This is a genomic window from Pedobacter sp. GR22-10, assembly GCF_026239715.1.
Taxonomy (GTDB): Bacteria; Bacteroidota; Bacteroidia; order Sphingobacteriales; family Sphingobacteriaceae; genus Pedobacter.
In genome coordinates this window covers 362,526-378,222 of the sequence record NZ_JAPIVR010000002.1, presented here as the reverse complement: position 1 = coordinate 378,222, position 15,697 = coordinate 362,526, and the positions used below count along the sequence as shown (strand labels likewise).

Genomic DNA, 15,697 nt, shown 5'->3' with positions numbered 1-15,697 from the left:
TTAATTAAATGAATAATTTTCTTTAATAGAATATTATTCTAATATAAGTTTTTTATAAATTATTTGATTTTTAATAGCTTAATTTTATAAATTAAATTTAAAGTTAATAATTGGAGCGTATCTATTCTGCGCTTGCCTACCGGGCTCTTAATCCTAATTAATTTTTAACTTCGTCCAACTTTTGGGGTTCAGTCCACTTTCTTTTACGAGCACAGCCGCTTACTGAAGAGAAAATATCCAAGAAGACGCTATCATTATTCTCTTATGCAGTAAGTAAGGTAATTAGACAGGAAATCACAAAGTATATTTCGATTTCAATAATAGCGCATTCTAAAGAAGCATGCGTCAAAATTTATCATACTCAATCTCAAGACTGATCATAATTCACCACTTATAAATGGTCTTATTCTGCTCTTGTCCGTTTCAGGCAGACTATTGTAAAATTCGATCATAGTAGATTTAATATGAGCGATTTTAACTGCCCTGATGATTTTAGGGGCATTTTCCTTGTCGCTTGCTCTAACCATGATCCCCAATAATTGCCCATCGGCATTAAATACGCCTCCGCCACTCATCCCTGCTATTGCCTGCGCTTCTATTAAAAATTCGGCACTCGAATTATACGGTATATCTCCTTCGGTGTCTCCGGCAATCTTGAGTTTTTGGATGGTTTGCGTCGCTTCTGTATCGGATAATATTTTTCCATAAGCAACTGCTCCATTGGGGTAATTGGCATTATCCTGAGGATAACCCACTGCAATTACCTTTTCACCTGCAACAGCGATATTCCAGGTTGGATTTGCTTTGGTACGGTTATCGGGATCGTACATCTGCAAAGGTACCGAGGTTTTAACAAGCTCAGGGTAATTGGCCAGTGGACTTTGCTCAGCTCGTTGATTATCGATGATGCCTATATAAAAATCTTCTGCCGGTAATAGCGTCGTATTGGTAGCACCGGTAGAAATATTAAAATGAATGAAGGGAAAATCTGCTATCAGCGTATGGCCTAAGGCTATGCTTCCGTTAACCGGGGGAATTTGTGACGTTTCGAAAATGCCAGGGTTTTCAGATGATAAATTAAAAAAATGGGCATTTCGGGAATTCCACCCAGTGATGTTATAGACATGATTGGCGCTTATATACAATCCCAGGCCATAATCGTTTTTTCTGCTCCATATTGTTTTTGAGCCAGAACCTCGTCTTCCAACGCTTCCCCTTACCCTGTTGAGCAGGTTGATCAGATTTTGGTCCTTACCATTTAATATTTCCTCCATTTTGGGGACGTCCAGATCACTTCCTGGAGGAATTGGATTATTTCGTTTACATGACTGGAACGATATTCCAAGGATTATGAATAAAACGGATAATACTGTTTTTGCTTGCATAATATATGAGCTTAGAAGGCTAAAAGTATTTGATAGGGTTGACGCTCAAATTCCGCCTGTCTTTTTCGTGAATTTTGCTTTCACAAAAATGCTGTCCGCTTTTCTCATAGTCAGGAAAGTAAATATCCTGGCAGCTTACCGAAATTCGAAGAATAAAAAAGGTTTTGTATTTTGTAAACATCTAAAAAACAGGTAATTGAATTACAGACAACGGAAAGGGCTTTAAATTACCATGGAATAGAATAAGCCATTTTTCTCAAATTGATATGGCAAGAGATATCTGAAAAAGATTTCCTCTATACTGCTTTGTTCCGCCATGGTCTGGTTTTTAATTCATATTCGGTAAGCATCAAGAACACGGTTTCGTTTTCTGTTTGCTATTTACTATTTATACGATTCGATTGCTTCAAACGCTACATTCCACTTCAATCTTTTTTACTATATATCTGGAAGATGATTTTTTTAAAATCATTTTGACCGGACTAAAATTTAGGAATTTTAATTTAAAAGCGACATTAGATTAGATAGCGTTTTGTATCATTCATTTCCCAATTGTTGGGCGCAGCAAAAAAATGGTTATCCCAATTCTTATTTAAAAATACGGAACCTCATGCCTGAGAAATTGGACGAATAAATACCATAGTCAAACAGGCTTTTCTCAAATTTTATATCTTTATGTAAAACTTAACACCATGATTAAAAATTAACGCTTATGAACTCGTCTAATATCCAGTCGCCAGGGGTTTACATCAATGAACTCAATGCTTTTCCCAATGCAGTGGTGCCCGTAGCCACTGCCGTACCCGCATTTATCGGTTATACGCCACAAGCCATGTACGAGGGGAAATCTTATATCAATGTTCCGCAAAAGATCACTTCATTTTCAGATTTTCAGGCTTTTTACTGTTACCCTGATCCGCCGGCACCGGCAAGTCCGGCGAAACAGTACAGTCCGGAATATTACCTGGTAAAGCAGCAATCGAAACCTGCTGATCAGAACTGCCTGATCATAGAGGGTAACTACTATTCGATACTTCCGGATCCGAACACCATATACTACCTCTACAACAGCATCAGCATGTTTTACCAAAATGGTGGTGGTGATGCCTATATTGTTTCTGTGGGTACCTATGGTGCACCATCTAAAAGCCCTCTGGCGGCAGGTGCGCCTTTGGTCAATCCTCATGTGAAACTGACCGATTTAACCGCTGGGCTGCAGTTGTTGCTGAATGAGCCGGAACCCACCCTGTATATCTGCCCGGAAGCAACATTATTGTCGGTAGCGGATAATGGCACCTTAATGCAAGCCATGTTGCTGCAATGCACGCAAATGCAAACCGCCATGTCTATATTTGATGTTATCGGCGGCAGAAATCCTGATCCGGTTTTATACACACAGGATATTCAGACTTTTAGAAACAATACCGGGGTGGTGGGGCTGGATTATGGAGCGGCATATTATCCTTTTATTGGTACCACCACCATGCAAACTTCGGATATAGATTATACCAATCTGTTTGGTGGAGATACCAAGCAACTGGTACCACTTTTAAATCCTGCTAATAATCCCAATCCGGCAGCAGCACAGATTTTAGCCAATATTGCCAATCCTCAAGGTGCACCTTTAACCGTAGCGCAATACCACAATGCTTTGCAGATTGCCAGTAAAACTTATGGTACGATCATCAGTCAGGTGTTGGCCGGAGCGAATATATTACCGCCAAGTGGTGCCATGGCTGGGGTAATTAACACTATTGATAACCAGGTGGGCCCTTGGCAGGCACCTGCCAATACAGGTATTGTAGGTGCATCTTCACTGCCGATCAATCTATCCGAAAGTCAGCAAGCAAGTTTAAATGTGGATGCTGTTTCCGGTAAATCTATTAATGCCATCCGCTTTTTTAAGGGCATCGGCATTTTGGTTTGGGGTGCACGTACATTGGAGGGCAATAGCGAGGATTGGAAATATATCCCGGTGCGTCGGACGGTGACATTCCTGGAGCAATCCTGTAAAATGGCCTGTCATCCATACGTCTTTCAACCCAATGATCGAAATACCTGGGAAGCCGTGAAATCAATGATCAGCAGTTTCTTAACCTCGGTTTGGAAAGAAGGCGGATTAATGGGCGCAACACCTGCCGATGCATTTTCTGTAGCCTGTGGTTTGGGCACTACCATGACCGCAGATGATGTGCTGAATGGCATCATGACCGTGGTGGTAAGAGTAGCCCTGATTCGTCCGGCAGAGTTTATTGTATTGACTTTCCAGCAGAAAATGCCGGTTTCAGCATAGCAATTAGTCGGGCAAATTATTTTCAATTAAAATAGATATAGATTATGGTAGATGACGGCAATAAACAAGGCTCCACATGGCCCATGCCTAAGTTTAGGTTTGAGGTAGACTTTGGGCCGGAGTTAAAAGCTGTGGCTTTTCAGGAAGTTTCCGGACTAGATGTCGAAACGCAGGTGATAGCATACCGTACAGGTAGCAGCGAACTCTTCTCAACAGTAAAAATGCCCGGCATTGCCAAATATGGTGACAATGAAGAGGGGCGTTTTCGTTAATGACAATACCTTCTGGAACTGGTATGAAGAAATTAAGATGAATACCATTAAAAGGAGAACCATGCTGATTAAGTTATTGGATGAAGGGGATAACGTAACGATGCAGTGGTCGCTCAGCAATGCATGGCCCATTAAAATGACCAGTACCGATTTAAAATCGGACGGCGATGCGGTAGCGGTTGATACCATCGAAATCGCACATGAACAGTTAACCATCACCAATGGTAAATAAAAAATACACGGCAGGCTTCTGTTTTGAACTTTCTGTCAAAGGAGAAGCTGCCGCCTTTCTGGAAAGTACAAACCGGTTAAACTTCAATCCAAAAAAAGAAGTCATCCTGAACTTATGATCAATCCACCGGAAGAAATATTTAAAGGGAGTATTCCTGTACAAAATGCAGGGCTGGTGTTTATGAATAATTATATCGCCATGCTTTTTGAACGTTTAAAGCTTATAGACCATAATAAAGCATTCCTGCCTGGAAAGCAGGCTGTGGCTGTTCATAATCTCCAGTTTTTAGCAACAACGGAGTTTTTATGAACCGGATCAATCAGGCGTAAATCTTTAGATCAACCAGATGATCATTGTTTAAGGACAAAACTTTAAGGCGCAATTTTCCCGGTCAGGCAAACAGGAATGGATTCCATCTGTTAATACTTATTCCATATTAAATCATCGGATCTAAATTGAACCACCACAAATAGCATGAAAGTAATCCCCCTGAAACAAGGAAACTACACCGTTAATCAAAATAAGAAATTTACATTAATAGCATCAGACTCCACTGCTGCAGGAACAAAAGTGGCCATCCAGCCTTTTGTAGTGATGACTGAAAATGATTATGTGCTGATGGATACCGGTTTGAATTCCAGTCAGGAGGAAATGCCTCCGGTTGTAGCATGTTTAGAAAATGAAAATATCAAGCCGGAGCAAATTACAAAAGTGCTGATTTCACATCTTCACAAAGACCATATTGATGGGATGGGTTACTTTTCAAACGGAAAGTTAATGGATAGTTTTCCAAATGCTACGATCTATCTTCAGCGGCGGGAATTGGATTTTGCCCTCACGCAGACAGAAAACCCATCTTACCGGGTGGAAATGCTGCAACAGCTAGCCAAACTGCCCAATGTAGTGCTGCTGGATGATGACCAGGGGAACATCACTGATGAAATTTCTTACCAGGTTTCCGGCGGACATACGCCTTTTCATCAGGTGTTTTGGGTGAAGGAAAAAGAGGAAATCATTTTTTATGGCGCGGATAATCTACCACAGCAAAATTATTTAAAATATCCCCTGGCTTTTAAAAATGATTTTAATGGTAAAAAGGCACTCGAATCACGCCAGGAGTGGGAGGAGGAAGGCAAAAAGCAAAATTGGACGGTATTGCTTTACCACGACCTTGAAAACCCGATCATGAAATTTTAACAGCTGATCATTCCTTGATTATTCTGTTTCATTCAGGTGCTGAAAAAATAAATATCTTTCTTTCGTGGCGTCAGTCTCAGCTTTGCTGTTGATGGCTATCCGTAAAAATTCTCCCTTATTTCCTTTATGGTAAGCTGGCCAGTTGGTGAGTGAAATGCCGTCTATACCCGCACCATTCGGGTTTCCGCTCCGGATAAAATTGACGAAATAGCTTTGCATCTGTCTGGATACCAGGTAATCTTCAGCTTTCCAGGCATAATTATCCTGCACCTCAAGGTTGCCGAGCGCATATTCAATTTCCGAAGCATGAAACGAGGTACCGGTAATCACTTTATTCAGCAGTTTCTTGATCAAAACCTGGAAAACATTGCCTTCCCTGATGGTACGCAGATTGAGTCCGGGGTGCGGGTGGGCGAAAAGGTATCGGTAAACAGGTGCTGATTGATCTTTTGCATGCAGCTCGGCCAGTTTCCAGCTGCTGTAATTAATCAGCCTGTCGCTCATGAGCTCACTCGCGGCCTGCTTTACCTCGGCATTGGTTTCACCCGGATAGCGTGCCAGTACTTCGTCAGCCCTTTCCCCATAAATCTTTTCTACGGCGGCCTTATAATTTTTAGCATTGATGCGGCGAAGTCGAAATAAGGCAGCTGCGGGTACTTCCTGTGCATTCCATCCAACCAGTAAAGGAACATTGGTCTGCCTGCCTTCCATGAAGGTTTTTTCAGGATTTTCTTTCAGGAAATAGCCATCTACCACGGGCCTGAAACGTCGTGGATTTCCTTTTTCCACCAGTTTTAGCAGTTTTTCCGCTGGCATTGACCGCATTTGGGCGATTGTTTTTGATTTCGATAAACCTGATAACTCCGTACCCAGTGCTTCAGATTTTTTCAATGGCAGCACCATGGTACGTACATCTATTAAAGAACCGCTTTCGGCAATGACACCTGTAAATAGGCCTTTGGAAAGTGGTGATACCATATGCGCACTGACTGATTGTGCACCTACAGATTCTCCGCCAATGGTTACGCGGTTGGGATCGCCGCCAAACTGGCTGATATTCTTCTTGATCCATTCCAGCGCGGCCACCTGATCAAGCAGTCCATAGTTCCCCGAACCGCCATATCCGGATTCCTGACTCAATTCCGGATGCGACATAAATCCAAATACCCCCAAACGGTAGTTAATGGAAACATAAACAATACCCTGTTCTGCCATACTTTCGCCATCGTAAGCCGGCTGCGAGCCATCTCCGTGAATAAATGAACCGCCATGAATGAACACATATACCGGCCGTTTTTCCTGATTAGAACGTGCGGCAGTCCAAACGTTGAGGTAAAGGCAGTCTTCACTCATATCTGTCGACCTGAATTCATATAACAGGTTGGAATCTTGAATAGGGCGTGGACCGAAATGTTCCGCATTCCTGGTGCCTTTCCAGGGTATTGGCGGTTGCGGTGCTTTCCAACGCCATTCGCCGACTGGTGGCGCGGCATAAGGGATTCCCCTGAAAGATAATACGCCATTGTCTGATAACGAACCCTGAACCCGTCCGCCAGTTACGGTAACGGCTTTATTTGCTGATGATATTTTTTCATTTCTAGCAAAAGTGTCACTGAAAATAAGAAATAAATGTAGTGTAAGCAGGAGGGGAATGGTTTTTTTCGTAAACATGTAAGGTTATAGCAGGTTAACTGGTCATCATTTCTCTTATAAAATGCTGATCGGGATAGGTCATTTTTAAATTGTTTTAAAATGTATAAGTCAGCCAAAGCACATCATCTTCAATTTGTTTTACATTTTTAAGCTTCATCAGGCTAGCCGCATTTTCTTTTATTTTTGGATCAATCTCAAAAACGGATGATGTTTCCAGGCCACCATCAGCAATGGGCAGCAACAACTGGTGAAATTCATCAATCAGGCCGGCCTGAAGAAAGCTTCCGTTAATGCGCGCACCGCCTTCCAGCATCAGTTTTTCAATCCCGAACAATTTACGCAGTTTCTTTAAGGCTAATGTTAAATCTATTTCATCTTTTCCGGCGAAAATATAAGACACGCCAATTTCCTGAAGGTGGGCAAGGTAACCGTCTTTTACCTTTTCGGTTAAAATGGTAATGACATGATCGCCCTGTAGTGTCGCTTCCTTCCAGCCTAACCTGGCATGCCCGTCAAGGGCAATGGCAAACCTGCCTGAAGCATCATGCTTACCGGTAAAATCAATTCGGTCTACAGCTGAATGCGTACGCTTTATAATCGGTTTTTCGAAATCTGTAAAATCCTTTTCCATGGTTGTTCTGCCCACTATCCAGGCTTTAATTCCGATTTCTTCATGGATGTGTTCGAATTTCCCTCTCAGGGTTTCCATTTTTTTACCATTACCCCATTTTTCGCCTAAAATCTTGCCATCAACGGAGGTCATCATGAGGCAAATTATATATGGTCGTTCATTTTTCATCTTGTATTAACTGATATAAAAAGCTAACAAAAATTAACCGGGCTTGTTTGGCGCGCTGGCTTTACGCTCTAAAGCATCAGCATGTATGGAATAGCGCTCTTCCGAATCTCAACATGATCCATCTGCTGTAGTATCTATTATACTGATTACTGTAATATGAATTTCAACTTCATTATAACTTCATAAATCTGTAGTTATTTCGTATCAGTATTAATTGAATGGGGTATACTAATTTACAGCATGGAACTGCAAACTGCACAGCAGTCATCTTGAATGAATCAATCCCAGATTAATCAGATAGAAAAAAATCAGATAACTATTCACAAAAAACAAAATGAAAAGAAATGTCATGTTCCTCGCTTTAAGCGTTTTGCTTTATGTAACAGGATGTACATCAAAAAAAGAAGAGAAAGAAGAAGAGGTTACTTATGCGGTTACGACGCCGTTAACGATCGATACTTCATACACCAAAGAGTATGTTTCTCAAATTAAATCGGTAAGAAACATCGAAATCCACGGACAAGAAAAGGGCTATTTGCAAAACATTTATGTAGATGAAGGTCAGCATGTAAATGCCGGACAGGTTTTATTTAAAATTATGCCCAGAATGGCACAGGCTGAATTGCTAAAAGCACAAGCTGAAACTAAAGCGGCAGAAATTGAACTGGAAAATACAAAATTGCTTTCAGACAAAAATGTAGTGTCGAAAAATGAGCTGGCAATGGCGAAGGCTAAACTACAATCGGCTAATGCCGAAACCGCGATGGCTAAAATGCACCTTGCTTTTACGGAAATCAGGGCACCTTTCGCTGGGACAATCGATCGTATTCCTTTTAAACTGGGAAGTCTGGTTGATGAGGGTGCGTTATTAACCAGCTTATCAGACAATAGTCAGGTTTTTGCCTACTTCAACGTTTCAGAACCTGAATATTTAACCTACCAGAGTACGGTTAAAGCAAAGGGTGGACAGGAAGTTGGTTTATTGCTGGCCAATAACGAAGTACTTAAATCAAAAGGAAAAGTAGAGGTGATTGAAAGTGAATTTAATAATGAGACCGGAAACATTGCTTTCAGGGCGCGCTTCAATAATCCAGATAACTTGTTAAGAAACGGAGAAACCGGTAAAATCCAGATGGTGGTTCCATTAAAAAAGGCATTGGTTATTCCGCAAAAAGCTACTTATGAGATCCAGGATAAAACCTATGTATTCGTTGTTGGAAACGATAACAGGGTACATTCAAGAGAAATTACAATCGTAACCGAAATACCAGATTTATACATTGTAGGTACTGATTTAAAAGAAGGCGATAAAATTTTGCTTGAAGGCATTCAGAAGGTAAAAGACGGCGACAAAATCAAATACAAGCTATCTAATCCTAAGGATGTCATTAACCAGTTAAGACTTGCTGCAGAGTAATCACCCTTTAATCTTCATATTATGTTCGGTAAATTTATACAGAGGCCCGTCCTCTCTATCGTAATATCGCTAATTATTGTGTTTCTGGGTGTTTTGGCCATCACAGGTCTGCCCGTAACCCAATTTCCAACGATATCACCTCCTAAAGTTAACATCACGGCTGAGTATCCGGGTGCAAACAACGAGTTATTAGTTAAATCAGTTATCATTCCCTTAGAGCGTGCCTTAAATGGTGTACCAGGAATGAAATATATTGCTTCAAATGCCGGTAACGATGGTGAAGCCAGTGTACAGGTGGTTTTCAATCTGGGAACAGATCCTAATCAGGCTTCATTAAACGTACAAAACCGTGTGGCTGCGGTGAACAACAAGCTCCCGCCTTTGGTCATTCGCGAAGGGGTAAAAATCAGTAGGGAAGAGCCTAACATGTTGATGTATATCAACTTGTATAGTAACGACCCAAAAATGAATCAGAACTTCCTGTATAACTTTGCCGATATCAATTTACTTTCGGAATTGAAAAGGGTAGACGGGGTAGGTTTTGCAGATATCCTGGGAGACAGGGATTATGCCATGCGGATCTGGTTAAAGCCAGACAGGATGCAGACCTATAAAATCTCTCCGGATGAAGTCATGGATGCTTTGGGTAAACAAAGTTTGGAAGCATCGCCGGGTAAAACAGGTGAAAGTTCTGGTCAGCGTTCTGAAGCTTTTGAATACGTGTTAAAATATTCAGGCCGTTTTACCACACCTGAGCAATATGGCAATATCATTTTAAGGGCCAATCCCAATGGTGAAATGTTGCGCTTAAAAGATGTGGCTGATATCAGTTTCAGTTCTTCATTCTACAACCTTTACTCAACTTTAAATGGAAAATCTTCTGCAGCTATTGTATTAAAACAATCGTACGGAAGTAACGCCACGCAGGTAATTAAAGATGTAAAAGCCAAGATGGCTGAAATTAAAGCTACATCCTTTCCAAAAGGTCTGGATTATGAAATCAGTTATGACGTTTCTAAATTTTTGGATGCCTCTATTGAGAAGGTAGTGCACACACTGGTAGAAGCGTTTATCCTGGTGGGTTTAGTGGTCTTCTTGTTCCTTGGTGACTGGAGGTCTACACTAATTCCGGCGATTGCTGTTCCGGTATCTTTGATTGGTACGTTTGTATTCATGCAGTTCTTTGGCATCACTTTAAACCTGATTACACTTTTTGCTTTGGTCATGGCGATTGGTGTGGTTGTGGATGATGCGATTGTGGTAATTGAAGCGGTACACGCCAAGCTGGAGCATGATCCGAAGTTATCTGTTTTGAAGGCCACACAAATGGCCATGAAAGAAATCAGCGGCGCCATTATTGCCATTACGTTTTTGATGGCGGCAGTGTTTATTCCGGTAACCTTTATGTCTGGTCCGGTGGGTATTTTTTACCGGCAGTTCTCCATCACCATGGCTACAGCGATTATCTTATCAGGTGTGGTGGCATTAACTTTAACGCCGGCCCTATGTGCGATGATGTTGAAAAATAATCATGGTGTTGCTAAAAAGAAAACGATTGTTGATAAATTACTGGATGGCTTTAACAATGGCTTTTACAAACTAACTGGCCGATATGAAAATGTCTTAAGTAAGGTCGTAGGCAGGCGGTTATTTACCTTTGGCGTATTGGCCGTATTTTGTGTGGGCATTTATTTTATCAGTAACAGTGTGCCATCAGGCTTTATTCCGAATGAAGATCAGGGGATGGTTTATGCCATTCTTCAGATGCCTCCGGGTTCAACCTTAGAGCGTACCAATCAGGCTGCAGAAAAACTGCAAAAAATGTCTGAAAGTGTGGAAGGCGTAAAATCAGTTTCTTCATTGGCAGGTTATGAGGTTTTATCAGAAGGTACGGGATCAAATACAGGTACCTGTTTAATCAACCTTAAAGATTGGAGCGAACGTAAAAATTCAGCAACCGATGTTATTAAAGTGCTTGAAGAAAAAGCCAAAGATATTCCTGGGGCCACAGTTGAGTTTTTCCAACCGCCGGCAGTACCGGGATATGGCGCAGCGGGTGGTTTTGAGTGTCGTTTGCTGGATATGGCCGGAAGTGGCGATTACAAAAAACTGGAAACAGTAGGTAACGATTTTGTAAGGGAACTGAATAAACGGAAAGAACTGGCTTCGGTATTTACTTTCTTCAGTGCAAGTTTCCCTCAGTACATGCTGAACATTGATAATGATCTGGCACAGCAAAAAGGGGTGAGTATTGATAATGCCATGAATACCTTATCTACTTATGTGGGTAGTGATTATGAAACCAGTTTCATTAAATATGACCGTCCGTATAAAGTGGTGGTTCAGGCTTCGCCACAATACAGGGCCTTACCTGAAGATGTTTTGAAACTTTATGTGAAAAACAATAAAGATGAAATGGTGCCTTTTTCTGCCTTTATGACGATGAAAAAAGTATATGGTCCATCTGAAATTACACGCCATAATATGCACAATGCCGCAGAGATCAGTGGTCAGGCAGCACCGGGATACAGCTCCGGACAAGCGATTGAGGCGATTAAAGAAGTGGCACAGAAAACTTTACCACGAGGTTATGCCATTGACTGGGCAGGTATTTCAAAAGATGAGGTATCCCGTGGAAATGAAGCCATTTATATTTTCTTAATCTGTCTGGGTTTCGTGTATCTGGTATTGGCCGCACAGTATGAAAGCTTTATTCTGCCATTGGCGGTTATCCTATCGCTTCCTACCGGTATTTTTGGTGCATTTTTATTCGTCAAATTGTTTGGCTTAGAAAATAACATCTATGCACAGGTGGCGATGGTGATGCTGATTGGATTGCTGGGGAAAAATGCCGTGTTGATTGTGGAGTTTGCCATGCACCGGCATAGTCAGGGGGTGACCATTATCAAGGCTGCAATGGAAGGTGCTGCCATCAGGTTCAGACCTATCTTAATGACATCCTTTGCTTTCGTAGCCGGTTTAATTCCGCTTACCATAGCTACCGGACCAGGAAGAATCGGGAACCGGACAATTGGTACAGCCGCTGCCGGCGGGATGATATTCGGTACCGTTTTAGGCGTATTGATCATCCCGGGTTTGTTTTACATTTTTGGTACAATAGCAACCAAACGTAAGCTGATCAATATTGAAGAAGGACATCCGTTAACTGAAGAAATTGAAGACAATGTTTAAAAATAGCATTTATAAAAGCCTCGGTTTAGCTGTAATATGTGCAGCTTATACCGCCTGTAAATTACCGGAGGTGGCGCAACGTGCTGAAAATAAAAACGTACCCGAGGGTTTTAGCGACTCAAAGGATACCGTAAACAGTGCAAGCATCCAATGGAAAACATTTTTTACAGATCCTAATCTGGTTACCCTCATTGATACTGCTTTGAAAAATAACCAGGAATTAAATATCACTTTACAGGATATTGAAATCGCCAGAAATGATATCAAAGCCAAAAAAGGTGACCTTTTACCAACAGTAGGTTATGGTGTTGGTGCCGGACTGGAAAAAGTGGGCCGGTACACCAGCCCCGGTGCCGGCGATGCCTCAACAGATATTACGCCGGGAAAACGTGTCCCTGAAGTACTGCCTGATTACAAATTTGGACTACAGGCCAACTGGGAGGCAGATATCTGGCATAAATTGCGGAATGCAAAGCAATCTGCGGTGAATCATTACCTGTCAACCATTGCAGGAAAGAATTTTGTGGTCACAAACCTGGTGGCTGAGGTAGCCAATTCCTATTATGAATTACTGGCACTGGATAACCAGCTGGATATTGTAAAACAAAATATTAAAATTCAAAGTGATGCCCTGGAACTCATGAAGATTCAGAAAGAGGCTACCAGGGTTACTGAACTTGCGGTAAGGAAATTCCAGGCTGAGGTTTTAAGCTCCAAGAGCATGCAATTTGATATTCAGCAAGATATAACAGAGACAGAGAACAAAATTAATTTTCTGCTGGGCCGGTACCCGCAACCCATCATCAGGGATAGCAAAAGTTTTACAGACTTGGTTCCAACAACAGTACAATCTGGTATTCCATCGCAATTATTGGCGAACCGCCCTGATATTAAACAGGCCGAACTGGAACTGGCTGCGGCAAAATTAGATGTGAAAGTGGCGAAGGCACAATTCTATCCTTCGCTAAGCATCTCTGCAACATTAGGTTATCAGGCCTTTAACCCAAGCTATTTATTAAGAACACCAGAATCTTTAATTTACTCCCTTGCCGGAGATTTAGCGGGTCCGCTGATTAATAAAAATGCGATAAAAGCAGAATATCTTACCGCAAATGCGAAACAGTTGCAGGCCGTGTTCGATTATGAGAAAACCATATTGAATGGCTATATTGAAGTGGCGAATCAGATGTCGAATATCAATAATCTGCAAAAAAGTTATGATTTAAAAAATCAGCAGGTAAAGGCACTTACCGAATCGATTGATATTTCCAATGCTTTATTCAGATCGGCCCGTGCAGATTATTTCGAAGTATTAATGACGCAGCGCGATGCCCTGCAATCCAAACTGGAATTAATCGAAACCAAAAAACAACAGCTTAATGCCGTGGTAAATATTTACCATGCGCTAGGTGGCGGATGGAATTAACCCGTTTTTTTAATTTTTAGCAAAATCAGGCGGCTTCCGGATATTTCCGGAGGCCGTTTGTGTTTTGAGTGCACTGGGTTTTAAACCGGATGGATGCTTCAATGTAGACGGTGATCACTGCTTTGCGCAACATGATCACCATGTTACCCGAATAACGGCTATCCTGCACAGTGAACACATCAATCACCGGATTTTCTTAAACGATTTAGCCTGTTGGGTTTGGTTTTCTTTCGGTTTGAGGGGTATTGTGGTGAAATCGAAAAAAAACGAAACTTTTTTTGAATAATTATTTTGAAATTGAGGTTTATCCTTTAGTTTTGTATGGCTAACCAAATATATTTTATGAGTAATTTATCTCATCCGAAACCGGTTAAAAACTCCGATAGGATAGGATCTGACCATAAGCATCTTAAAGAATCCTATATGCCGGCTTCAAAACGTAAATTTGAAGGATGGCCGATCTTGTGGATATTATTGATCCTCTTGTTAACTTTGATGATTTTATGGTATACAGGCAAGGCTGCCGTAATCATGGAATGGATTGAAAAGAAATAAAAACGGGTTAAAGCGCTATAGGTCTGGAAATAATCAGGAAGGTCAGGTGAAAAAAACTTGTTGAGAGCGCTGATTTATTTTTTTGAGATTGTACCTAGAATTTTTCGTCGTCGCTTGGAATCTGTTCAGCAGAAAAATAGCAATATAACATGAGGGCGAATGATCCGACGTAGAAGGCTGCTGTGATTAATAGGAATGTGCTCATAATACTAGATGTTTGTTGGTTAGGTTATTTTTACATTAAGTTTTTGTGAATTGTTTATTAAACATAGAAATAAAAAAGAAATAAGTCAATAGTGTTGAAAAATATTTTATTTTATTTTTATGGTTTCATTGATGAGCATCAAACAAGATTAATTAATCCATGCCGAAAGGCTAAAAAACCAAGAAAAGATGGCTAAAATAAATCCCTATTTAAATTTCAATGGCGATACAGAAGCCGCATTTAATTTTTATAAATCCGTTTTCGGCGGGGAGTTCCTGGTTGTTCAGCGATTCAAAGATGCGCCTGGCTGCGAAGGCATGCCGCAGGATCATCTGGAAAAAATCATGCATATCGCACTACCCATCGGAGGGAGCATCATCATGGGCACTGATGTTCTGCCACCCATGCCACCGGCCACGTATGGCAGCGGGATTTCGATTTCTGTAGATGCTGAAAGTGAAGCAGAAGCCCGTCGGGTTTTCGAAAACTTATCTGCCGGCGGCGAAATTACCATGCCTTTGGAAAAAATGTTCTGGGGTGCACTTTTTGGGATGCTAACTGATCCATACGGGATACAATGGATGGTTAATTACGATGTGCCGCAGAAATAAAAGCACAGGCAGTGAAAATCTGCCGGAATTTTTATAATTTAATATTTTTTAAACCTATAAAAATCAAATTATTATGAAAATTGCAGCCATTGTTGTCCGTTTATTATTGGCGGCCATGTATCTTTTTGCATCGGTTCCTTATTTCCTGAAAATAATGCCCGGAGAAATGCCGGCCATGACCGCCGACCAAACGACTTTCATGACCGGCGTCACGGCATCCGTTTACCTCATGCCCCTGATTAAGGGAACAGAACTGGTTTCAGGTATTTTATTGCTGATCGGACGTACTGCACCACTAGGCACACTGCTCATCTTTCCGGTTACCTTAAATATTTTTCTTTATCATGCCTTCCTGGGCCCTCAACAATTGCCTATGGTGGCGGCGATGCTGATTTTGAATGTGTTCCTTTTCTATGCCTACAGACAAAAATACCTGCCTATTGTTACCGGATAAATGTTC

Annotated in this window: 13 protein-coding genes and 1 pseudogene; 11 read left to right on the top strand and 3 right to left on the bottom strand. The window is 41.3% G+C overall.

Annotation, left to right across the window (positions count from 1 at the left end):
- Positions 1-377: 377 nt before the first annotated feature.
- The gene (locus OQX64_RS09040) at positions 378-1,274 is read right to left on the bottom strand and encodes a S1 family peptidase (RefSeq protein ID WP_265818519.1); all 897 of its coding nucleotides are present in this window, start codon (positions 1,272-1,274) and stop codon (positions 378-380) included.
- A gap of 823 nt (positions 1,275-2,097) precedes the next feature.
- Between OQX64_RS09040 and OQX64_RS09035 the strand changes: the two genes are divergently transcribed.
- The 5 genes and pseudogenes from OQX64_RS09035 to OQX64_RS09015 all read left to right on the top strand — a co-directional run bounded on the left by OQX64_RS09035 (position 2,098) and on the right by OQX64_RS09015 (position 5,379).
- Positions 2,098-3,678, top strand: a complete 1,581-nt coding sequence (locus OQX64_RS09035; RefSeq protein WP_265818517.1) for a phage tail sheath family protein — start codon at positions 2,098-2,100, stop codon at positions 3,676-3,678.
- A gap of 44 nt (positions 3,679-3,722) precedes the next feature.
- A pseudogene (locus OQX64_RS09030) lies at positions 3,723-4,182 on the top strand (phage tail protein).
- On the top strand, positions 4,172-4,300 hold the full coding sequence (locus OQX64_RS09025) for a hypothetical protein (protein ID WP_265818516.1): 129 nt from the start codon (positions 4,172-4,174) through the stop codon (positions 4,298-4,300). Before OQX64_RS09030 ends, OQX64_RS09025 begins: the two are co-directional and overlap by 11 nt.
- Positions 4,297-4,491: a contractile injection system tape measure protein gene (locus OQX64_RS09020; RefSeq protein WP_265818515.1), complete on the top strand. Its 195-nt coding sequence runs from the start codon at positions 4,297-4,299 to the stop codon at positions 4,489-4,491. Before OQX64_RS09025 ends, OQX64_RS09020 begins: the two co-directional genes overlap by 4 nt.
- Positions 4,492-4,656: 165 nt before the next feature.
- Positions 4,657-5,379: an MBL fold metallo-hydrolase gene (locus tag OQX64_RS09015; RefSeq protein WP_265818514.1), complete on the top strand. Its 723-nt coding sequence runs from the start codon at positions 4,657-4,659 to the stop codon at positions 5,377-5,379.
- A gap of 18 nt (positions 5,380-5,397) precedes the next feature.
- On the opposite strand, the gene OQX64_RS09010 is transcribed toward OQX64_RS09015, so the two are convergent.
- Positions 5,398-7,050, bottom strand: coding sequence for a carboxylesterase/lipase family protein (locus tag OQX64_RS09010; protein WP_265818513.1), 1,653 nt, complete (start codon positions 7,048-7,050; stop codon positions 5,398-5,400).
- A 76-nt stretch (positions 7,051-7,126) separates the two neighbouring features.
- The gene (locus OQX64_RS09005; RefSeq protein WP_265818512.1) at positions 7,127-7,831 is read right to left on the bottom strand and encodes a RibD family protein; all 705 of its coding nucleotides are present in this window, start codon (positions 7,829-7,831) and stop codon (positions 7,127-7,129) included.
- Positions 7,832-8,165: 334 nt separating this feature from the next.
- On the opposite strand from OQX64_RS09005, the gene OQX64_RS09000 reads away from it, so the two are divergent.
- From OQX64_RS09000 to OQX64_RS08975, 6 genes are all read left to right on the top strand, one after another.
- The gene (locus OQX64_RS09000) at positions 8,166-9,248 is read left to right on the top strand and encodes an efflux RND transporter periplasmic adaptor subunit (RefSeq protein ID WP_265818511.1); all 1,083 of its coding nucleotides are present in this window, start codon (positions 8,166-8,168) and stop codon (positions 9,246-9,248) included.
- Positions 9,249-9,269: 21 nt separating this feature from the next.
- The gene (locus OQX64_RS08995; RefSeq protein WP_088302814.1) at positions 9,270-12,440 is read left to right on the top strand and encodes an efflux RND transporter permease subunit; all 3,171 of its coding nucleotides are present in this window, start codon (positions 9,270-9,272) and stop codon (positions 12,438-12,440) included.
- Entirely contained in the window at positions 12,433-13,866 is a 1,434-nt protein-coding gene (locus OQX64_RS08990; RefSeq protein ID WP_265818510.1) for a TolC family protein, read from the top strand. The genes OQX64_RS08995 and OQX64_RS08990 overlap by 8 nt, the downstream gene beginning before the upstream one ends.
- Before the next feature lie 342 nt (positions 13,867-14,208).
- Positions 14,209-14,421 (top strand): hypothetical protein, encoded by a 213-nt coding sequence (locus OQX64_RS08985; RefSeq protein WP_265818509.1) that lies wholly within the window; start codon positions 14,209-14,211, stop codon positions 14,419-14,421.
- A gap of 393 nt (positions 14,422-14,814) precedes the next feature.
- A complete protein-coding gene (locus OQX64_RS08980; RefSeq protein ID WP_265818508.1) occupies positions 14,815-15,237 on the top strand; it encodes a VOC family protein in 423 nt (140 codons plus the stop codon).
- 73 nt (positions 15,238-15,310) lie between these two features.
- Positions 15,311-15,691 (top strand): DoxX family protein, encoded by a 381-nt coding sequence (locus tag OQX64_RS08975; protein WP_265818507.1) that lies wholly within the window; start codon positions 15,311-15,313, stop codon positions 15,689-15,691.
- The last annotated feature ends 6 nt before the right edge of the window (positions 15,692-15,697 follow it).